Source organism: uncultured Sulfitobacter sp. (genome assembly GCF_947497275.1).
Taxonomy (GTDB): domain Bacteria; phylum Pseudomonadota; class Alphaproteobacteria; order Rhodobacterales; family Rhodobacteraceae; genus Sulfitobacter.
The window spans coordinates 459,621-480,899 of sequence record NZ_CANMFS010000002.1; the positions used below are offsets into that span (position 1 = coordinate 459,621).

Below are 21,279 nucleotides of genomic sequence, written 5' to 3' on the forward strand. Positions count from 1 at the left end.
AAGTGGCCGTTTGAGTGGCCGATCATCATTGGGCCGCCTCGATGGTCGTCGCCGGATGACACAGGCTGGGATCTGCGGGGGATGGTTTCAAGGGTGTCTGGTAGGCGGCGCCCAGCTTCTTGGCGTCGGCCATGGCATCGAATGCGGCCAGGACGAGCCGTTTGGTGCGGAATTCCTGATGGTCACGCTCTTCGTATTTCCGCAGGACTGTGAACGAGTCCAAAATCCATTCCGCTTGCTCTCTGTCCAACCCGTAAAGATGCAGCATTGCTGCATCAATTTCAGCTTTAACATGGGAGCGTCTTTCAGTGTTCCATATGAATGGCGGGTGATTCTGTCCGAGGTCTTCACACAAGGCCGAAAGTTCGTTGTTCGTGTAAAAGAGCTCAAAGGCGCGAGGCAGGAGCCAAGCACTGGCGGTTTCTCCAAGCCAATCCACGTACTCACTCAATGAAGAAAGTGACAAGACGGCCGCTTGCTCCATCACAAAGAATGTCATTGCATTAGTTTTTTGGCGAACCCCGTAGTCCGTCACGAGGCTGCTCAATACGGTCGCAAGGATAACTCGGGCCTCTGCAGGGTGATCGCAGATCATGAGCGGTGCTTTGTGGCCTGCTGCAGACTTCGGAATGATGGTGCCGACCAAGCTGCGCTCGGACGGCCCAAGGTCTCGCCACGCGAAAAACCAATTGTGCGAAGCGGCTTCCGACAAAGCAGCTTCGGTCAGATTTGCGTCGATCCAGTACCGCGGTTGGATTTGATACTTCGAATTTGAATGTTGGTCTTCCGTGACGCGTGGAAGAACGCCCTTGTTCGCCTGTTTCACGGTTTGGTTTTCGTACGTGCCGTAGCGGTGATCGAAGTGCCAGAACATCTTGCCCTCGTAGAGAGGGTAGACTCGGCGGCTATCGTTGAGCACGGCGAGAGCGCAGTCGCGTTTTTTGATTAGCGGTTCGACATCGTCGTGATCAATGAAAAGGCCGGAATCGTTTGCCATGTCGAACATGCGTATGAACTTGGCCTTCCAGTCGTTCCGTATGATCGCGTTGTCTTGCTTCTCGATCAGAATTGGCGCTGACGTGTGAATGGTCGCGGTTACCTTCGCATCCTTGGTCCAACGGAAAGCAGGAAGATTTAGGGTGTTCGGATTGATTGCCCTAATTTCATCAACTGTCAGCGAGTACCTTTTCTCAGGATCCACAATTTCGGTGGGTTGCCTAATATGTGCTGTGAACCAAGGCTTCTCGATCCGGACATCCCTTCCGGCCATAGTCAGCAGGCCGAATTTCACCTTGTTGGTGATATGCGGGAAAATCAGATCTTCGTTCTCGAACCCGTAAAATGCTGCAAGAGATTTGGTGCTAAGCAACTCGGCAAGGAAGGCCCGATAGGTGAAGCCGCTGACTAGTCCAGTTGGGATTATGACCCCCGCATATCCCGTCGGCTTAGTTAGCTGCCAAAAGTGGTCGGTGAAGACGGCAAAAGTATTCACATCGCCGACCCCGCCTCTTGGAAAGCGCCCGGACTCCCGCATGAAATGGCTTTCAGTGGCGGCAATCCTCTGCGCGTCTAACCACTCCTTCGCAAGATGAGGGTTGCTCTCGCTCAACTCTGCGATAAGCTTTTTACGCGCAGCGGCGTTCTTTGCAGTGGCAATCTCTGTATCCTTTAGCGCGAAGAACTCCTGTTCCTGAAGTTTCACTCGTTCCCACGGGGGGTTGCCAAGAACGATGTCAAATCCGCCTTGCTGCATGATATCGGGAAATTCCAGCGGCCAATGAAATGCATGGGCGCTTCGGGCCGCCTTGGGCGCGTCCACCATCGCCTGGCGCATTTTGCCTTGATTGAGCGCCATCCATAGCTCTTCAGTGGTCGGGATAGACCGCTCAGAAGGACCGGTCGGCGCGCTTCCAACCTTTGGCATAAGGAAGGCCGCAATAAAGAGGTCACAAGCGGCCTTGGCCCGCACGAATTCCTGCCGCTTGCGCAGCTGCTTAAACCGCGCGGCCTTTGCTCCAATCTCCTCGAGTGTGTCCTCGGGCAGATCGCGGAACCCAGAGAAGTCCAGCGCCAATGGCTTGGTTTCCGGGAGCTTGTTTGTTCCCGATCCAAAATCGAACCCGCCTTGGCCTTTCAGCGTCGCTGCGTTGATCTTCTTGTAGATGCTGGCGATGTCTTTGTCGTCGCCGGTCAGCGGCTTGTAAGCGGCATCGGGGATGCCATCCTCCAGCACCTTCAGGTCGAACACCCCCAGCAGCGCATCGCCGCAGCGGATCTGCGCGTCGAAGAAGCCAAGCGGAAGGCCGGGGTCCACCGTCTCGATCCAGAGCGCGACCTTGGTCAGTTCCACCGCCATCGGGTTGCGGTCCACCCCGTGCAGGCAGGACCGCGCAACATCGCGCAGGGCATGGCGGAAGTCGGACAGCGCGGGCGTGCCCTCGGCCCGGTGACGGGCAAGGCGCGTGGCGATGCGGCGGGCGGCGGCCAGGAGGAAGTGGCCCGAGCCGCAGGCAGGGTCGATCACGGTCAGCTTGAGCAGCTTGTCCGGCTCGGTCTTGTCGAGCACCGGGTCGAGCGCTGTGTCGAGCAGCGCCTGAACGAGGCTGTCGGGCGTGTAGTAGGAGCCGGTGGTCTTGCGCTGGTTGCCCTTCTGCTCGGCCGCCTCGGAGGCGAAGACAAGGGTCTTGCCGTCGTCGCCCAACTGTGGCTGCAGTTCGAGGAGGGATTCATAGACCGAGCCCAGCTCCTCCGTCTCCATCGCGCGCCAGTTGACGGGGACCATGCCGGTTTTGTCCGACAGCCAGGAGAGGCGGTAGAGCGCCTCCATGAAGGCCTTGTTGCGCAGGCGGGCAGTTTCGAGGTGCGGCAGACGGTCGTCCGCAAAGAGGCCGCCGAGCGCCGGGAGAGCGAGTGCTGGCTGGCCGTGGGCGAGTGCCTTGAAGACGATCTTGACGCCCTCGTAGCGGTCATGGTGCTTGTCCCAGGTCGCGGCGCGGTAGCACTGCTTGCGCAGCGCTGCGAGGGAGTAACCTTGGGCGTAAAGAGCGCGAGCGTCGGTCTTGGCGTTGGTGGGGTGCAGAAGGTTCCGATCCTCGGCCACCATGAGGAAGATCAGGCGGTAGACGAGGCGCAGGAGTTCGTTGAACCACTCGGTGAGGTTCACTTCACCCGATTTCAGTTTTGTCGAAAGGTCTGGGTTGGCTTCGAGGAAGCCGGAGCCGAGCACCTTGAGCGCGATCTGTACCTGATCGGCCAGGCGATCCCGGGCAACTTCACCTTCCTTTGAGCCGGTCTCTCTCCACCGCTCAAGCGGGCAGTCCGTGGCGGGAGCGCCTTCATTGCCGAAACGGGACCGGTGGATCAGCAGCCAGAGGACGGCGAAGGAGGCGATGTCCTCGTTCGAGAACATCTGGGCGAGGTCAGCCTCGATATAGGCCGGGCGGGTCAGCGAGGCGTTGTCTCGCATGAGGCGCAAATGGGTGCCGTTGGTGACAATGCCCCAAAGCGCCTCGTCCTTGTCATTGAGGTAGTCCTGAAGGGCGAATGCTGGTGAGCGCGACCGGTCGATTGACAAGGTCGGACTGCGACGGTCAAGCGTCTCGGACGTGGGCACCACGACGAACGGAACGCGCCCACTTGCGATCAATGCGATGGGTGCCTCAGCAGCCGCAAGATCATCGTAACCGAAGGTTTCCTTGAAGAGGCCAGAAACAAAGCGACTTGTGGCATCCTGAGTTGGTGTCTCGATCTTGGCGAATGCATCGAAATGAGACTGCCCGACGCGGAAAGCCGTCGAGATTTCTTCGCGGATCGTCAGGCCCTTTCGAACGGAATAGTCCTCCGGGGCCTGTTCCGGCGCGGCCCGCTGATCGATCTTTGTAATCATGGCGGGTGCGATGAGATTGCCCTCGAGGCTAAGCGAGGGCCATGCCGACATATCGGTAATGGGCTTGCGGGCCATGCTTAAACCTCGCCCGGCATCAGAACGAACATTCCAATGACGTCAGGTGGAAGCACAGCCTCCACGCTGACACGCGAGGCCGATCCAGCCGCAGCACGCAGTCGTGCATGATCTTCGACGAGCTCCTCCGCCCGCTTTTTCACGAATGCCGCCAGCGGTCCTTCAATGAGCGTGGGCAACTCCGATTTTGCGTTGTTCACCAGCCGGTCTCGCGCAATTTGCGCAAGATCAGCAGTTGCTGGCGTGTTAAGCATTTCACGTGCGGTGTCTGCGATCGCTACAATGCTGTTCCCTTGAAGGGCAACCAGTGCGGCCTCTTCCGCGAGTAGCAGTCTTTCCTTGCGAGAATGGATGGTGAGCTTGTAGCGGATACGTAGAAGCACGAGACGGGTCATTGCTGAGACTGCCGGTGTAGGCCAAGCGCCAACGCGCCCGATGCCGAGATCTGGTAGGGCTTCGTGGTCCAGGGAAGCCTCCACAAGGCTTTCTGCCAGAGCGGCTGTCAGAGGATGGGTGCGCGTCAATAGAGACGTGCCCGACGGCGCGGGTTCCGCAGTGGCAAGCTTAACGGATTTCTCGACTCCTCTTTGCCCCAGCTTTTCTCTCAGGCTCTCCTGCAGTGCATGAACATGCGCAATGTAGAGTGACCGCTTCTTCTCTAGAGGTACGCCAAAGCGAGACATCGCGCGTTCGACAAACTGCCGCGCATCATCCGGCGAACCGAGCAGGTCTTTGACCTTGTTCCATTCCGGTGCAACCTCGGCCGGTTTCATTGCATTCTGTGCAAAGCGCGCACGGGATTTCTTCTCGTTCTCGCTTGCATCACGCCAACGGGCATCCATCGCGTGCGTGCCGTCGTCCAGACGCAAGTCAAGTGTCAGCTGTTTATGACCACCGCGACGAAGCATCATCGCGGCCATGAGTGCATCGGTGACGGGGCCGCGTTCATCGGGCAGCGGAACGGTTACACCTGTTGCTTTCCGGATTTCCTCCGCTTTGCGTAAGATGACGTCGAGGACGGCGCCATCGATAGCGCTGTCTGGCGAAAACATCATGATGGATCGAACCAGTTCGGCGGGTTGACCAAAACGGTCTACCCGGCCCTCGCGTTGTTGGTGTCGGGTCGGGTTCCACGAGAGGTCGTAGTGCACGACAGTGTCAAAAAGCTGCTGAAGGTTAATCCCTTCAGACAGGCAATCCGTCGCGACCAAGATCCGCTGAGTATCCTTTTCGCCATCTTCAATCGTCATCTCTGAAACACGATCTCGTCTCTCGTCGGGCGTGAGTTCACCGGTGACGGCCTCAATGGTCAGTTTTGGAAAAGCCTTTCGGAGGCCTTCCTTCACGTGTTCCGCCGTTGCCAGGTATCGACAAAACACGACCGGATTGGCTCCTGCTTTGATCAGCGGCTTCAGCGCACTGACAAGCGCGTCAAGTTTGGGATCCTTTGCGACCGAAAGACTGGACGCTTGATCCAGGAGACCTTGGAGTGCCGGATCGTTCGCGAAGATTGTATTGGGCTCGACATCAACAGCGTCTTCATCGTCGCCATCTTCGTCGTAGATTTGTGGCTCCAAACGTTCTGCGTCGTTCGAGGCACGATTTCTAAGAGCGCTTAGCGCCGCCGCTGGAGAAGAGCCCACGCATCGCATCAAGGCGAGGGTGCCCCAGAAAGCGAGCCGCTGATCCTTCTTCTGATCACCGGCTTTCGAGACGACTTCAAGGCAGTAGTCGATGGCGGACTCTTGAAAGGCCAAATGGTCGGCTGAAAGACGATACGGGAACTCGGTTGTTTCGTGCTTCGGGAAAGAGCGATCTTCGTCCCAGTCCCCTTCGATGAGATCGACCCGGCGCCGCTGAACCAAGTGCCGCGCCAGGCGCTCGCGGTAACGCGCATTGTCGAAGTCTACTGAGGCGAACTCTTGATCAATCAGCGAGAGCAAGCGCGCGAACGCTTCTTCGTCTCCGGAGTGCGGTGTGGCCGTGAGCATGACGATCCTGCGTTCCGGATCCTTTGCGAGCCCCTGAAGCAAGTCGAAACGTTGCTGCTTGCCTTTGTGTGTTCCGACGCAAGCATGCGCTTCGTCAACGATGACAAAGTCGGGACAGGCACGCGCAAACCCCTCCCGGCGTTTCTCAGCCTTGATGTAGTCAAGGCTGACGACCGTAAACGGGTAGGCATCAAATAGCGTTTGGGCGAGTGGTAGGTTGCGTTCAAGGCGGGCCGCAGTGCCAGACGTCACCGGAACGGCATCAATGCCGAAACGATCCTTGAGCTCGATAATCCACTGATCCACGAGGTGAGGCGGGCAGAGGACTGAAAAGGCATCGATTTCACCTCGATCCATCATTTCACGAAGGATAAGACCTGCTTCGATGGTCTTGCCGATCCCTACGTCGTCAGCGATCAGCAGGCGGGGCACCTGCAGTCGAAGGGCCATCAGTAGCGGGACAAGCTGATAGGATCGCGGCTCAAAGGCAAGCTGGGCGGCAGACCTGAATGGCCCCGCACCGCGACGCAAGGTCAGTCTAAGCGCATCGGCAAGGAGTGCCGCTTTGGCTTGTACTGTGGATCGCGCGTCGTCAGGCAGGTCAAATCTCGCCGCCGCGACGCTCCCGATTTCCAGCTCAGGATCTAGGATGACTACGTCGTTCTCGTTTCCCGAGAGTGGGCGAAGCGCAAGAATGCCCGGCCGCGGCGCTGGAAGAGCAACCCACTCTCGACCGCGGGCAAGGACAAGATCGCCAGGAGAAAAGCTAAGCATCATGGCCTATCCTTTGAGTAGATCGGTGAGTTGTTCGGGCACACCGGCGTCCGGACGACTTGGCAGCGAGACCAGCTCCCAACCTTTGCTCGAAGCATCTTGAGACATTTCAGACGACACGGAGTTGGCTGTTGCGGCCACGCCGTGACCTCGCCACGCGAACTCTACGTCGGTTCCGCCAAATTTGACCGGCATGGTATCAACATGTGGAAGCCCCGCTTCTTCGAAAGCCTTTACCCAGGGTGAGGCGGAGCCGTCGAAGGACGCGCGTGCCTCCAAAAGCGTCTGTCCCCGCGCCAGATCAATCAGAAGCTGCGCTACTTCTGTGCTGCTTCGATCTATCTGTTCGTGATCAGGTTGGTTGAAGTAGGAAAGGAGACAACGATAACAGCCACGCACACATGCATCGTCGGCCTTCTCAGTCAGAAGCCGCGCGTCACCCGCTTCGATTGAAGCTTCAATGTTCTCGTAGTGCATCAGTTCGAGTGCTGTCCGCGCAACTTCACTGATCGCCTTCGGGTCATCGACCAGGCGGTTCAGGACCCCGGCTCCGCCCTCAGTCGCCTCGTAGGCAAGAATTGCTCTGCGATTGTCGCGCGCCGGAAGGGGTTCACCTAGGATTTCTCCTTCCTCAAGCTGATAAACCACTTCAATGCCCCGCATAAGTGCATGCTGAACAGTGGTGATCGTTTCAGGATCAAAGCTTTCTGGCTTCTTGAAGCGGAAGAGAAGCGCGTTCTTCCTATCCCGGACGATTGGAACGATTTTTACAGGTCTTACAACATCGGGCGGCGTGTCGGTGTCTGCGTCTTCATCTTCCGCTTTTGCCCAATACCCGGTTCGAGGATCGATGTTGAAGCCAAAGACAGTCTGATCCTTCCGGCGCTTCAGGCCTTTGTTGAGGCGGCTGATCTCTGCGCTGTTGGCATATTGAAGCGCGAGTAACGAGGTATCGCTGCACTTGAACTCGGCGTTCGTGACCTGAAGTTGCCCGTCTTTCGTGGGCCAAGCGAAAACAGTCTGAATATCGAAGCCTTGGCGTACCCGCTCTTCATCGTTGGCAGTAATTCGCTCGATTGGCGCTGCCTCGACATTGTCGATACGAAGCGTGCGTTTGACTGGCACTTCTCCAGCCATGTGAGTGTTACAGCCGTGGCAGCGTTCGACCTCGCCTTCATGACATGCGCCGCAGTTCGGGCAGATGTAGATGTCTTTCGTAGCCAGTTCCGACCCGTCGCCTTCGCGCGCTTCGGGGGGAAGCTTGGCTTTCATGACACGGTATGCGCGGCCCTCATGGTAGATGAGGCTCCGAGGTCCGAATTCGGAGATCGCCAAGAAGCGTGCGCGCGACAGAAACGAGCCGCTTTTCCCTTCCCCTGGCACAAATGCATAAAGTGGCAGACGCGGAAAGTTATACCCCGGAAGAAAACCTTCTGTGGCCAAGTATCGGTAGGAGTAAAAGTCCGAGCCGTTTGACGCTTTGCCCTGTTCAAGGATCGCCAACTGGTCGCTCGCCTGCATTTGCGCAGCCTTGATCTTGCGACGATCGGAACCGGACAGCCCCGTGATTTCGGATCGCGCGTTAGCCTCTGCGAGTTGCGTGCGCGCAGAGTTGTAAAGTTCGCGCCAGCGATCGAACGCGCGATCGAACTCCTTCGGCGCGTTCATTGCGACATGAAGTACAAATTCTTCAGGTTCGCCCATCCAAACTGGCGCTGAACCGTCGTCCGCCGCCAAGATCTGATCCAGCACCCGCTTCATCGGAGAACGGGCCCGTGCGACCAGATCAGACTTTGAGATTACGGACAGAACCTCCTCTTTGAGCGGATAGCCTGCTCCTGTGAGATCAAGGATATCTGGAATATCTGGCTTAAGGGCCAGTTTTGCCTCGGCGAGCCAAACAGCATGCAGATGCGAGCGCACCAATTCTTCGTTGGTAATGTCCAAGGCTGGAGGGCGGACAACGCCTGCCACCATATCGTTGCGGCGATCAAAGAAATACTGGTCGTGTGGTGAGCCGGATGCGCAGTAAGTTACGACCACTGCCGCCTGACCCGAGCGTCCTGCGCGACCAGCGCGTTGTGCATAATTTGCTGGAGTCGGTGGGACGTTGCGGAGATAGACGGCGTTCAGAGCCGAGATATCAACGCCGAGTTCCATGGTAGGCGAGCAGAACAATGCGGGCAGAAATTGGTCGGACTCACCTGAAGCGCGTATCTCGGCCCGATATTCTGACGTGCTGAGGTTGGCGCGGTCATCGTCTTCGAACCTGAAGCGCCACTCCCGCCACTCGCGTTGCTTTTGGGATACCTGCGCGGTGTGTTCGCGGCCCTCCAACCCCCAGTATGCGCTCTGGCCGGAAGCAAGATCGTTTGCGATGGAAGAGTACAGATCGTGGAAATAGCGGTTTCCACGCTTGCCTTCTTCCGAAAGAGCCGCGCCTGGAACGAGCCTGACAGCCGATGGTGTCAACCGCCATCCGACCAGATCCGCATCCAGTTCGACTGGGGCGACCACGCCTTCGTCTGCAAGCAGCTCGAGAAGACGCGAGAAGAACTCGAGATAGTCTTCTTTCCCGAGTTTTGTGCCGATGACGCTCTTTTTGTTGATCAATCGAGCGATGCGCGAGTTGTGGCCCGCACGCAAAAGAGTCTGCTCTTCACGTAGGCCGATGACACCCTTCCCGGGAGCCCGCAAAAGCAAGGATGAGCGCCCACGTGGATTTTCTTTCGCATCAATAGCCCAAGGCGACCGCAGCAGAGATCGCGATTTCTGAGCGACACCGTCAAGAACGGTCAGGTCCAGCGCTTCAGTGTTGACCGCGAGACCCTCCAGCATTGCGCCGAGGACTCTTTTCAACACTTCGGCTCGTTGTTCCTCGTCAAGTTCGCCCATCTCTGGCAGCACGGTCATCAGGCGTTCGCGGTCCGAAGCAATGTCTCTGAGGCCAACGAACTCAACATCCAACAGGTTCAAGACGAACAAGCTCGGATTGGTATATCGCCAACCGCGCCGAAGATCCGTCCAGACCCGGTGCGCCAGAACCTTTGCGAGCGCTCGTTGTGCATCTTCACGAATGACGGCACCTGAGGAAGGATCGAGCATCCAGTGGGCACGTGCGTCTTTATTGGCGGAGGTAAAACCAAGAGCCTTGACGACCCTCAGGCCAAATTCATCCTCAGTGAGCCCTTCGGCTCCGGCAGCAATAATCGCGCGGAGAATTGCTCCACGCAGTAAGCTAACGAAAAGGAAGTCATTGAAGTTTCCAGACTGTAGCGCCGCGTCTTGGCGATTATCGGTGAATCCAAGAAGCTTTCTCTTCGTTTCTGGAACGCCACTTTCAGGATGGTTCATCCATTCAAGTGCACTCGAAATCAGCAGGGTCGTTGCCGAACTGCGTCCCTCGCCAGACAGGCCCGCCAGCTTGCTTCGTTCCCGCATGCCTTGGTTCGGTTCATCTTGGCAACATAGGCAAAACGCAAACTTTCCCGGTATGAACCAGAAATCCTTTCCTCCCGCGCCGTGCCGACCATCCGAGCCGACGACATAGGACACTGGAGCCCGCTTTTTTCGGTAAGATCTAAGGCGTTCAATGCCATTGCGTTCTTCCCTCCAACTCTCTGGGTAACTGTCCAGATCACCGTTGAAAGCAAACTCCGGATCAGTTTCCGGGATCGGACAAAGATATCCTGCGACGTCATCGTCTTCATCAGCTTCGAGCGGCGTGTCATCAATGTTTCGGGGCAAGAATTTGATTTGACCGTCGTTGTCGCTTTTGGTGACAACATGATACTCGTGCCCACAGCTCCGGCAAAAACGTGTTGGGTAAAGGCGGTCTCCGGGCGAATCCGGATCCTCGAGTTGGCCTTCGAATAGAACAGTTCGAGGCCGCAAAGCCAAAGTCGTAAAAACCTCACCTGCTCCAGAAATGAACCTGTGTAACTTGAACGCGAGAAACGCGACCTCGCCTGGTCCTCCACGTTCCTGTTCGGGAAGGCTGACGCGGGTCAGGAAACCCTCAAGCGCGGTTCTACACTGACCTGTCTCAACGCCGCTATCTTCGGCGAGGCGGATGACCGCGTCCTCGAAGGGGATAGGTTTTTTCCTCTTGAGTTCCAAACCGTCATCAAGTCCGAGCGCAAGCTCCGCCCAAACTGCCAACGGGTGCCGCTTTAAAACTTCATCACTCAAATTGTCCGGTAACGGTTGGTTCAGGACCGCTGCGAGGCCAGCCTTGGCTTGAGCGATATCAATGGAATCATCTGTTGCACGCTGCAGGGATTCATCGATGACAGCGTCCGGCCCGATATCCGAACCGAACAGGCGGGTTGCCACCTTGGCCACAGCCAGCGCTCTGCTTTCATCGGAGCCTTCGGATGCCATGGTCGCGGATGTGCCGATGCAGATCGGGGCCTTGTCTGGCGCGCAGCGGTCGCGCAGCCTGCGAACAAGTACGGCAACGTCGGCGCCTTGGCGGCCCCGGTACGTGTGAAGCTCGTCAAGGATGATGAATTCTAGGCCGGAAGCGTTGTTGATAACCTGGGAGTCGAGTTCATCCTGCCGGGTAAGAAGCAGCTCAGCCATCATGTAGTTGGTCAGCAGAATGTCTGGCGGATTGGCTGCGATCTTCAAGCGTTCTTCGCGGCTCTCCTGACCCGTATAGCGTTTGACGATCGGCTTCAGAGCATCTGGCAGCCCAGATTGGCCGATGAACTTGTCAATTTCCTTGAGCTGGCTGTTGGCAAGTGCGTTCATTGGGTAGACGATTATTGCGCGGGTCTTGCGCGGTTTGCCCGCTCTGAGCGCGCGAATGATCGCGTCGACGATGGGTACAAAGAAGCAAAGAGATTTACCGGAACCTGTCCCAGTGGTTACGACAAAGCTTTTGGCAGTCTTTGCCTTTGCAATTGCTTCAGCCTGATGGCGGTGAAAGCGGAGCGGGGTTTCTCCAAACCGAAAGACCTGTCCCGTGGCTTCATCCAGATCGCCGGAGGTAACCAGATCGTCCACCGTTGGCCCTGAAAGGAATCGAGGATTAAGAGAAAGCAAAGCATCAGGCCAAAAGCGCCCGGCATCGTATTGCGCATCAATTTCAGCCCGAAGATCGTCAGAGCGAATTGAACTGAACGACCGGGAAAACCGTTCGTAAGAGCTGATAAGATGATGGTCGAATTCAAACGCTTTCATGAAAATTCCTACAAAACCTGACCGGCGTGGTGCTCGCCAAGGACGATGTCTCGATTGATCAGAACAATTTGCTGTTCGTGTGGTTTACGCGCTGAGGGGTCAGTATCCAGCCCGAGACGCTTGAGAGCGTAGTAGAGTAGCGCGCGACGAACCTTTATCCGAGCCTTGCCGCCGCGCATCCCATAGTCCAGCGCGATCACGCTCTTCTGGTTCTCTGAGAGTTCAGGATGGGGGCCGATCTCAAGCGTGACATGCTCTTGCCAGTCGGCATCGGCGACATCCGTGACGACGCTGGATTCAACACCTCGAGTATCGAGGATGCGAGAGAGCAGGAAGTCTTTGAAGACTTCATCCGCCTGACAGAATGCCCGTGTGTGCCATCGGAAGCCATCGAACCCAATTGCGTGTGGTGCGATCCACCGCCAGCTTGGTTCGGGACGCGACAGGGACTGATACTTCACCTCGATGGCCTCGGATCGGCGGATGGCACCGACAACAGATCGCAGGGTGACAGGATCCACACCACGGGCCGGGGTTGGCGCAGCATCATAGGATGGCAGTTCAGCGATCCAGGTATCGTCGCTGTCCATGATGCCATCGGCCAAAGACCGTAGCTGTGCGAGGTAGCGGCTGGCGTCGGGTTTCAGGAACTGCGCAGCATAGTCGGGACCACGGACATAGGTCCGCGCGCTCTTGTCATAGACCATGTTGTCCGGAGCGAAGCCGATGTAGCGGTTCAGGTCGGCGGACGCTTGGTTCACCGATAGCCCGAACTGCTCCATCAAATCGCTGCGGTTCACATGCCCCTCCCAAAACAACCGAAACTCGATGAACTCGAGGCGCTGTGCAACTCCCCATCGAAGATCTGACTTGCCGCTTTCCACCACGTTCCCCGTAAGTGTCGGCGCGCACGAAAATCATACGCACCCATTTTTTGTGCTGTCTTTTTTTGTAGGTGTGATTCCTGAGGAACGCAACGAAAGCTTGCGCTGAAAAGAAAACATATTGCGGAATTTTAATGACTTAAAGGCCTTTTGGCAAAAGCACATGCGGTCGCTTTATGTGTTCCCATGTCCCTTATCCTGGTCCCCAACCACCTCATCCGTGAACCAACGCCCCTTCTGCACCCGCTTGCCCAGCGTCTCGACGAAGCCATCAAACCGTTCGCGCCCTTTGGCCTGTGCAGCAGCCTGCTGCTCCGGCGCGACCGGCGGCGTGATAGTGAGCCAAAACCGGACGAACAACGCCAAAGTCTCGGTGGTGATCCGCTGGTCTCGTTCGAGCCGCGCGATCTGGCGCGAGAGGCGGTCAAGGCGCCGCGTCAAAGCGGCCTCCTGCATGTCGGCATGATCTGGCGATAGGAATGACTCCACCGCTGCCTCGACGACTGCCGAGCGGGTCACGCGTTTCCGGTCAGCGATTTCGTTGATCCGGCCGATGAGTTCGGCTGGCAGAGAAAGGTTGAGGCGGTCGCGCATGGGTCAGTCCTTAAAGATCGATTCCGTCATTGCGGTCCATCGAGGCCTGACGGGCCACCTGCCCCATCTGCTTGCGCAGGGCTTGCCTTTGCCGCGCGGCCTCCTCCGGTTCGTCCTCGAGCATCATCTCGAACTCACGCGCCGGTTCGGCCGTCTTTTCTGGGGCTACGGCCACATGCTCAGCCAAGTCGGGATCCCGACGCAGGCCTGCATTCGCCTCATCAGCTTCACCCGACGGCGCCGACGCGCGCGAGGGTGAATCGGCTTTGATGACCGGGAGGAATGACCATGGATCATCCTGCATCGTCACCGTGCCTTGCTCCGGTTTTGGGGGCGGCACCACACGATCGACGAACCGCTTGTCTTCGAAATACCGTGCTTTCTTTGCGCGGATCGGCGGCGCTCCTGCGACCATGACGATTTCATCGTCGGGCGGCAGCTGCATGATCTCGCCGGGCGTCATGAGTTGGCGCGCAGTCTCGGAGCGCGAGACCATGAGGTGACCCAGCCAGGGCGCCAACCGGTGGCCGGCGTAGTTCCTCATCGCCTTCATCTCGGTTGCCGTGCCAAGGGCATCCGAGACACGCTTGGCAGTCCGTTCATCATTGGTCGCGAAGCTCACCCGGACGTGGCAATTGTCGAGGATGGCGTTGTTCTGGCCATAGGCCTTCTCGATCTGATTGAGAGACTGCGCGATCAGGAAGCTCTTGATCCCGTATCCCGCCATGAAGGCCAGTGCGCTTTCGAAGAAATCGAGCCGCCCGAGTGCGGGGAATTCGTCGAGCATCATGAGCACGCGATGACGACGGCGCGTGTCCTTCAAATCCTCGGTCAGGCGTCGACCGATCTGGTTCAGCACGAGCCGGACCAATGGCTTGGTGCGGGAGATGTCCGAAGGCGGCACGACGAGGTAGAGGGTCGTCGGGTGTTCTGCACCGATAAGGTCGTCGATCCGCCAGTCACCGCGCCGGGTCACATGGGCGACGACTGGGTCGCGGTAAAGCCCAAGGAAGGACATCGCCGTCGACAGAACGCCCGAGCGTTCGTTATCAGACTTGTTCAGAAGCTCCCGCGCGGTGGAGGCAATTACGGGATGCGGGCCGGCCTCTCCCAGATGGCGCGCTGCCATCATGGCCTCGAGCGTCGCCTCGATCGGGCGGCGCGGGTCGGACAGGAAGGCAGCGACGCCTGCGAGGGTCTTGTCTCGTTCGGCGTAGAGCACATGCAGGATCGCGCCCACCAGCAGCGAGTGCGAAGTTTTTTCCCAATGGTTGCGTTTTTCGAGCGAGCCTTCGGGGTCTACCAGCACGTCGGCCACGTTCTGTACGTCTCGGACCTCCCACTCACCCCGGCGGACTTCGAGCAGCGGGTTGTAGGCCGCCGAGGTCATGCTGGTCGGATCGAAGCGCAGCACCCGTCCATGGCTTGCGCGGAACCCGGCCGTCAGGTCCCAGTTCTCGCCCTTGATGTCGTGGACGATGGCGGAGCCTGGCCAGGTCAGGAGCGACGGAACCACGAGCCCCACCCCCTTGCCTGACCGGGTCGGCGCGAAGCAGAGCACATGCTCTGGCCCATCATGTCGCAGGTAATCGTGATCCAACTTGCCCAGCACGACACCATCGGAGCCGAGCAGCCCGGCAGCCTCAACCTCGGACCTGTTCGCCCAGCGGGCTGAGCCATAAGTGTCGACATCGGCGGCCTCGCGGGCGCGGATGACGGACATGGTGATGGCCACGGCGATGGAGATGAACCCACCCGAGGCCGCGATCGCGCCGCCCTCCCAGAACACCGTTCGCGCATAGGCGTCGTAGAAATACCACCACCAGAAGAAGGCGGGCGGTGGATAGATGGGCATGCCGAAGGCCTCGAACCACGGGCTGCCCAGCTGCGCCTGAAACCCCAGCCGCCAGGCGACCCATTGCGTCGCGCCCCAGGTCGTGGTGAGGACGATCAGGAAGACGGCGACGATCTGGCCCCAGAGGATTTTCGTGGCAGTCATGTTCAGGTTCCTTTCGTCAGATGCCGAGCCCGCGCTTGCGCCCAAGGCTCCATTCGATCCCGCCCCCACTGCGCGCGATCCCCGTGATGTGCTGGCCGAGGCGGGGCTCGATTTCGCGGGACCAAGGAACGAGCTGGAAACTGCGCCCCCCGTCCGGACCGATGCCCTCGATCATCGCATAGCGGCCGGAGGACAGGCGCAGCTGGCGGGTGTAGGTGCCGGACACATGCTCTCCGGATTTCGCCAGGCGATGCTGGAGGCTTGTTTCGGCCTCAAGCACCTTGCTCACCATATCGAGTTCGCGGCGCCGCAGGGTGGCGAGAAGATTTCGTTGAAGGATGATCCGCTGTCCCTGCCTTTGGGCCAGCCCCGCGTCCGCCAAATGCTCGGCGCGGGCATCGAGGGCGTCCCGCACCTCCGCTCCGAACCCGCCCATTGAAAGCGGCATGCGGGAGCGTTCGACCAACCTGTGATCGAGCCAGGTAGCGCCGGGCGCGGTGACCTGGCTTTGTAGGTCGAGATCGGAGCGATTGGCCAGGACAAGCGTCGGCCGCGGATCGTCCGGACCACCGAAGCGCCGCACCTCGACGATGCCGCCCGGCGCAGGCGCGTGGTCGAACGCGTCGAGGCCCCGAAACCGGACATGATGCGCGCGTCCGTCCGTGCCGTCGATCACGGCATAGGCTGAGCCGGCCTGCTCATCATGCAATCCGGTTGTGACCAGCCGCCCGATGATCTGGTGCCCTGCCCCACCCCCGTCGATGGCGAAGTCTGTGAAGCCGCGGTCCTGCCCGCGCTCGGCGAAGGCGCGGTGCATCGTCTTGATGATGTCGCCGCGCTCACCCAGATCGCGGAGCGTGCGTTCCGCCTCGAGCCCGAGCATCCATTCACCGGGGCGGCCTTCCGAGGCCAGGCCGAGTTTCCGAAGATGCTGCAATCGGCCGATCATCAACCGGCGAATTTGCGGGTCCTCGGGTCCGGCTGCTGAGGGGCGCAAATCAATGAAGCCGAGATCGTCGGCATGCTGGCGCAGCTCCCGGTCGAGGCGCGTCCAGCGTTCAGCCGTGACCTCCCGTTCGAGGGCATGCCGGATTTCGTGCTCCGGCTTGGGCCCGAGTTCCAGCGCGACCAGGTCCTCGGCACGGGACCGCAGCCCACTGCTGATGTAGTCGCGCGCGATGACCAGATCGCCACCACGATCGTCCACGCCACGGACGATCAGATGCACATGCGGATTGTCGGTGTTCCAGTGATCGACCGCCACCCAGTCGAGCCGCGTGCTGAGATCGGCTTCCATCCGGCGCGCAAGGTCGCGGGTGAACCCGCGCAGGTCTTCGATATCAGCGGCATCCTCGGGCGAGATGATGAAGCGGAAATGGTGGCGATCCTCGTCGCAGCGCGCAGCGAAATCGGAACCGTCCAGACCGTCGGTTTTGGCATCGAAGAGCAGACCCCTCTCCCCGTCCCGGCTGACCCCGTCGCGGCGCAGATAGGCAAGATGGGTCGAGAGCGGGGCCGCGCGATAGGCCCGGCCCTTGTGGCGCGCAATGCGTGCAGCCACCATGACCCGGCGCGATGACGAAAAAAGCCGCGATCTACCAAATCGGCTTTGCCCGCGCCCGAAGTTGGAATGGCTTCGCTGCTTGCCGCTTGGCCGCGTCGAAACGTGACCTGCTTTGTTGGCTGCCCTCAGCACCTGGTCGACGAAAGCTTTCGGACGCGGGGCACGCGTGCTGCGGGGCTTTCCGGGCCTGATGCGGAAATCGTGTTCGGATTCGGTCATGCGAAGACCCTCCCGTTGTTCGGAACGCCCCTGTGCATGCCGGAGTATTGAAATCGCAGGAAAAATCCCGGAAACCTGCACACGACCGACCGCCATGCACGCGAAAACGCCAGTCCCGTCAGGGACTTGCGGCATTCGTGGCACACGCTTTTATCTTGCCCATCTCCCTTCCCGCCCGTTGTCCGAGCCCGCCCTTCCACCGTCTCTACGACACGGCCCGCCGGAGCCCGAAAAACCGCGATCACGCTCATGGCCGTGTCTCCACGTCGGGCCGGACAACGAAAATGCCGGGATTGGGTGTGGCTGGACCCGTTTCGCGGGACAGTCGACCTGCATCCGGGCTGCCGCCATTTTGCGGTGGATGCGCCGCCGAACTGTCGGTGAACAGCTCCGCCTCGCGCCAATCGGGGACGTTTGCGCGGTTCTGCAGCGGCGCCGGGCCGTCCAGGCGCGGGGCCAACATCGCGACATAGGCGCGGGTTTCGGCGGGCAGCGGACGGCCCTCCGAGAGGTATGCATCGTACCGCCCCGGCCCGGCATTGTAGGCCGCGAGCATGCCGCCAACGGAGCCATAGCGATCAAGCATGGCGCGCAGATAGGCCGTGCCCGCGAGGATGTTGTCGCGAGCCTCGAACGGGTCGGTTCCGAGACCGTGGTCCTGCCGCAAGACGGTCCATGTTCCGGGCATGACCTGCATCAGCCCCATGGCCCCGGCCCGGCTGACTGCGCCCGGATCGCCTGCGCTTTCGACCTGCATTACGGCACGGATCCAGTGCTCCGGGATCGCGAAGCGCGCAGAGGCTTCGGCAATGGCGGCCGTATAGGGATCGCGCATCGGATCGCGCGGGACGGTCGGTGCTTCGGCGAGTGCCTGACCGCTGACTGGTCCCGCCGCGGCAAGGCCGGAAAGAAGGAAGACAGCGCAGAGCCGGGCGATGCGGGGGCGCTCTACCGTGTCTCGACTGCTGCATTTCGGTCTGATCAGCGCCATGGCTCACTCTTTCCCGTTGCGCTTCGGCGGGCGGGTCCACTGCAGCGACCAGACCGAACTTTCCCCATTTCGGAAGAGGTTGGCGCGGATCGGTTGCGCCAGCATCGGGTCATCGATCAGCACCGAGAAAAACGCGCCGGCCTTCTCCCCGGTGCGCGCCCAGGCGGCCCCGATTTCGCGGGCAAGGTCCCCATCGCCGTGAAAAAGACGGTAGTCTGGGCCGTTCTCGGCCTCGGTCGCCTCGGCCTTGGTCAGCGACACCTCGAGGTCAAGCGTCAACGTTCGGACGTAGCCGGCAAAGCCGGATTTCGTGCGGGTGAATTCACCGATCTGGGGCATGGAAGGCCTCCTTTCTGTTGTTGTGCGGTGTGGGATCCGGATGCGCCGACCCTGCGATGGCACCGTCGGATACGATCCAAAGCGGCGTTAGCCGGGCGGTAATCGCGATGCGTGGCAAAAGCCCGAAATATCGCCCGTCCAGACTGTCGGGCGCATCCGGATTCATGAGGAAGACTTCGCCAGCGCCGAGCCGGTGGCAGCCCTCCCAGATGGGTAGAACGCGGCCGTTGCGGTCCTGCGCATGGGCTTGGCCGAGTTGGCGGTGGTCAACGGTGATCCTGTCGCCGGACCGGCAGACCAACGCTCCTTCGAGCGCAACGACATGCTTGAGCAGCGGCACGCCGCGCGGCAGGTAACCGCGCGCATCGAGAAAATCCGAGAGCGCCGCGGGCGGCTGAACGGCGACCAGATCACCGATGGCAACGTGATCGGCAGCACGCAAGCGATAGAGCCCTATGGGAACGCTTGCGCTGGCATTCCACAGCACGCGCGGAGACCAGGTGGCAGCGGTAGGCAGGACGATCAGGATGACCGACATGACCGTCACCCAGACGGTGATGCGCCGCGCATTCATAGCCAGAGGCTCCGCCGCTTGAGCCAGGCCCGGTGCTGCAAGGGCGTATAGAGATGGGCTGATTGCGCGGTGGCCAGGCGATTGTGCAGGTGTCGCCAGTAGTCCGGCGAGGCATCTGCCGGATCGATACCGAGCGCCTCGATGGCGTCGACGGCCTGCAACACACGCTCGACCTTGGGCCAGCCATGGGTGGAGAGCAGCAAGTTCCCTCCGGGCCGCAGATAAGGCAGCGTTTGCATCGGGGTTCCGGGCCTTGCATCCCGCAGGATGTCGAAGCGCGACAACACTGTGCCATAGGTGTTTGCCGCCCAGCGATTGACCCCGAAGATGGCACCCGGCGCGAAGCCGAAGCGGCGGCGGTGAGGATCAAGGCGTTCTTCGCAGACCGGATCACCGAACCGAATCCACTGTTCGATCTGGCCCTTTTTCCAGGTCAGCTCGACGAAGGTCAGGTCGCCTTCACTACCGATTTTCTGTGCACCAACCTGGCGCAGTTCGGAGCGGATCGAGCTCATGTCTTCGCCCCCCTCGGCACGCCGAGAGGCAGCTCAGGCACGTCCTCGCATGGGCCGGTTTTGAGGGGTTGAAAGCGTGCGCCCGCGGACTTGCCCCCAGCGAGCTGCGCGCAACAAGAGTTAGATTCTTTGTTAGACTCAAAGTTAAGGCCGCGAATTCTGCCGTCTTTTGAAAAGGATGGACCCGGTTCGGGTTCCCGATAGCACGAGGGTCCGGTTCCTGATGGCACGATACCGGGGGTTCCCGATAGCACGAGCCCATCCACAGCTTGTCCACAGGGCTCGAATGCGAGCAGTCGCCGCCCCCGCGCCTCGATCTCGAGCGCCAGGCGATAGCCCGGCAATGGCTGGCGGCGGATGATGTCCCGCAGCTCGAAGGCAAAACGTTTGAAGGGTGACAGGCTGCCGGATTTGACGTGGAGATGTCGGAACTCGAACCGCCACCCTGCCCTTTGGCGGCCGCCATGCTTGCGCACGAGCCGATAGAGCCAGCGATCAAGGCCTCCCGTCAGGTCGAAATAGGCCCGGTCGATGGTGAGGATCAGCGCATCATCGAGGACCGCCCGGTAGAACCAGTCCGGCACGATCAACTCGATCCCGTCGGGGCGACCGGTGGCATCGGTCCGCTCCGTCCACTCATTGATCCAGGAAAACCGGTGGCGGCGTCCTTCGGCCGGCTGGCGGATCGAGGTGCAAACCGTCGTCGATTGCAACCGGTCCAGAGCGGCCTTCAACCTGTGATAATCGCGCGCCGAGGTCCCACGCCCGATGAAGGTGAGGATCTGGTAAGGCGTCGCCGCCATGAGCCGCGACGTGCGCAGCCCGGAATCGCGGGCCTCGACGATCTGGCTCGCCGCCCAGATCAGGATATCGGCGTCCCAGATTGTGGCCATGCCATGGTCGGCCACGGCTTCGACGCGGATTTCGACACCGCCCGCCGAGAACTCGATGGGTCGGGTGCGATGGCTCTTGGACAAGGAAAAGAACGGATACGACATGAGATCCTGCGCGTCCCGCACGGCGAATTCTCCCGGGAGGGCGTGGAACAGACCGAGCTGGCCGCGTTCTGATGCGTAGCGCGACATTTGAGATGCCTCGGCCGGATCAGCGGAAGGCCCGGCCGGCAGGCGGGGTCGCGGTCAGCACATGGCGTTTGGCAGGCAGCACGCGGCCCCCGCGCGGGTCGGATGTCGAGGTGACGGCACCGCGCTGGACCCAGGCTTCGAGGTCATCAATCGAATACACGACGCGACCGCCGAGCTTGTGATAGGCCGGACCGGTGCCATAGGTGCGGTGCTTTTCGAGCGTACGCGCCGACAGGCTGAGAAACTGCGCGGCCTCCTTGGTGCGCAAATAGCGCGGCGGCAGGGGAGCGTGATCGGGTCGCATGGAAAGCCTCCGTGGGGTCCGTGAGGCCGCCGGACAGTGGCGGCTGATTGGGGCCACGATGGCGAAGTGCGACGGGTGGGATGGAGTGCGAAGATGGGGGTGCGGAAATCGCACACCACGAGCTATGCTACAGGCGACGACCGATATGCTGGAGCGCAACGCTGCATGAGACTTGAACGGTGGAAGGCCTCGTGCCGTCCTTCGTCAGGTGCTTATGATGCCGGTTCGCTGACGCGCGAATTCTGCAAGTCGGGCGGATTGCGGATCTTCGCTCCCGCACCGTTCAAGGAACGCTTTT

At 60.1% G+C, this 21,279-nt stretch carries 13 protein-coding genes; all 13 read right to left on the reverse strand.

Annotation, left to right across the window (positions count from 1 at the left end):
- Positions 1-25: 25 nt before the first annotated feature.
- Positions 26-3,961, reverse strand: a complete 3,936-nt coding sequence (locus Q1A06_RS06200; RefSeq protein ID WP_299560097.1) for an N-6 DNA methylase — start codon at positions 3,959-3,961, stop codon at positions 26-28.
- Positions 3,962-3,963: 2 nt separating this feature from the next.
- Positions 3,964-6,729, reverse strand: coding sequence for a DEAD/DEAH box helicase (locus tag Q1A06_RS06205; protein WP_299560099.1), 2,766 nt, complete (start codon positions 6,727-6,729; stop codon positions 3,964-3,966).
- A 3-nt stretch (positions 6,730-6,732) separates the two neighbouring features.
- Entirely contained in the window at positions 6,733-11,913 is a 5,181-nt protein-coding gene (locus tag Q1A06_RS06210) for a DEAD/DEAH box helicase (protein ID WP_299560101.1), read from the reverse strand.
- Between the two features lie 8 nt (positions 11,914-11,921).
- Positions 11,922-12,797 carry a WYL domain-containing protein gene (locus Q1A06_RS06215; RefSeq protein WP_299560103.1) on the reverse strand — a complete coding sequence of 292 codons (876 nt, stop codon included), beginning with the start codon at positions 12,795-12,797 and terminating at the stop codon, positions 11,922-11,924.
- Positions 12,798-12,971: 174 nt separating this feature from the next.
- Positions 12,972-13,391: a ribbon-helix-helix protein, CopG family gene (locus Q1A06_RS06220; protein ID WP_299560106.1), complete on the reverse strand. Its 420-nt coding sequence runs from the start codon at positions 13,389-13,391 to the stop codon at positions 12,972-12,974.
- Positions 13,392-13,401: 10 nt separating this feature from the next.
- Positions 13,402-15,390, reverse strand: a complete 1,989-nt coding sequence (locus tag Q1A06_RS06225; protein WP_299560109.1) for a conjugal transfer protein TraG — start codon at positions 15,388-15,390, stop codon at positions 13,402-13,404.
- Positions 15,391-15,406: 16 nt separating this feature from the next.
- Positions 15,407-17,173, reverse strand: a complete 1,767-nt coding sequence (locus tag Q1A06_RS06230; RefSeq protein ID WP_299560112.1) for a DUF3363 domain-containing protein — start codon at positions 17,171-17,173, stop codon at positions 15,407-15,409.
- 247 nt (positions 17,174-17,420) lie between these two features.
- Complete coding sequence (locus Q1A06_RS06235) at positions 17,421-18,164, reverse strand: lytic transglycosylase domain-containing protein (RefSeq protein ID WP_299560115.1); 744 nt, start codon at positions 18,162-18,164, stop codon at positions 17,421-17,423.
- Positions 18,165-18,167: 3 nt separating this feature from the next.
- The gene (locus Q1A06_RS06240) at positions 18,168-18,503 is read right to left on the reverse strand and encodes a DUF736 domain-containing protein (protein WP_299560118.1); all 336 of its coding nucleotides are present in this window, start codon (positions 18,501-18,503) and stop codon (positions 18,168-18,170) included.
- The gene (locus tag Q1A06_RS06245) at positions 18,487-19,077 is read right to left on the reverse strand and encodes a S26 family signal peptidase (RefSeq protein WP_299560120.1); all 591 of its coding nucleotides are present in this window, start codon (positions 19,075-19,077) and stop codon (positions 18,487-18,489) included. The genes Q1A06_RS06240 and Q1A06_RS06245 overlap by 17 nt, the downstream gene beginning before the upstream one ends.
- Positions 19,074-19,592 (reverse strand): DUF2840 domain-containing protein, encoded by a 519-nt coding sequence (locus tag Q1A06_RS06250; protein WP_299560123.1) that lies wholly within the window; start codon positions 19,590-19,592, stop codon positions 19,074-19,076. The genes Q1A06_RS06245 and Q1A06_RS06250 overlap by 4 nt, the downstream gene beginning before the upstream one ends.
- Complete coding sequence (locus tag Q1A06_RS06255; RefSeq protein WP_299560125.1) at positions 19,589-20,677, reverse strand: replication initiator protein A; 1,089 nt, start codon at positions 20,675-20,677, stop codon at positions 19,589-19,591. Before Q1A06_RS06255 ends, Q1A06_RS06250 begins: the two co-directional genes overlap by 4 nt.
- A 19-nt stretch (positions 20,678-20,696) precedes the next feature.
- Complete coding sequence (locus Q1A06_RS06260; protein WP_299560126.1) at positions 20,697-20,981, reverse strand: helix-turn-helix domain-containing protein; 285 nt, start codon at positions 20,979-20,981, stop codon at positions 20,697-20,699.
- Positions 20,982-21,279: the final 298 nt, after the last annotated feature.

Bases quoted from the DNA above. Each gene is read 5' to 3' on its own strand.
- Q1A06_RS06200 (WP_299560097.1), bottom strand. From the start codon at position 3,961: ATGGCCCGCAAGCCCATTACCGATATGTCGGCATGGCCCTCGCTTAGC.
- Q1A06_RS06205 (WP_299560099.1), bottom strand. From the start codon at position 6,729: ATGATGCTTAGCTTTTCTCCTGGCGATCTTGTCCTTGCCCGCGGTCGA.
- Q1A06_RS06210 (WP_299560101.1), bottom strand. From the start codon at position 11,913: ATGAAAGCGTTTGAATTCGACCATCATCTTATCAGCTCTTACGAACGG.
- Q1A06_RS06220 (WP_299560106.1), bottom strand. From the start codon at position 13,391: ATGCGCGACCGCCTCAACCTTTCTCTGCCAGCCGAACTCATCGGCCGG.
- Q1A06_RS06225 (WP_299560109.1), bottom strand. From the start codon at position 15,390: ATGACTGCCACGAAAATCCTCTGGGGCCAGATCGTCGCCGTCTTCCTG.
- Q1A06_RS06230 (WP_299560112.1), bottom strand. From the start codon at position 17,173: ATGACCGAATCCGAACACGATTTCCGCATCAGGCCCGGAAAGCCCCGC.
- Q1A06_RS06235 (WP_299560115.1), bottom strand. From the start codon at position 18,164: ATGGCGCTGATCAGACCGAAATGCAGCAGTCGAGACACGGTAGAGCGC.
- Q1A06_RS06240 (WP_299560118.1), bottom strand. From the start codon at position 18,503: ATGCCCCAGATCGGTGAATTCACCCGCACGAAATCCGGCTTTGCCGGC.
- Q1A06_RS06245 (WP_299560120.1), bottom strand. From the start codon at position 19,077: ATGAATGCGCGGCGCATCACCGTCTGGGTGACGGTCATGTCGGTCATC.
- Q1A06_RS06250 (WP_299560123.1), bottom strand. From the start codon at position 19,592: ATGAGCTCGATCCGCTCCGAACTGCGCCAGGTTGGTGCACAGAAAATC.
- Q1A06_RS06255 (WP_299560125.1), bottom strand. From the start codon at position 20,677: ATGTCGCGCTACGCATCAGAACGCGGCCAGCTCGGTCTGTTCCACGCC.
- Q1A06_RS06260 (WP_299560126.1), bottom strand. From the start codon at position 20,981: ATGCGACCCGATCACGCTCCCCTGCCGCCGCGCTATTTGCGCACCAAG.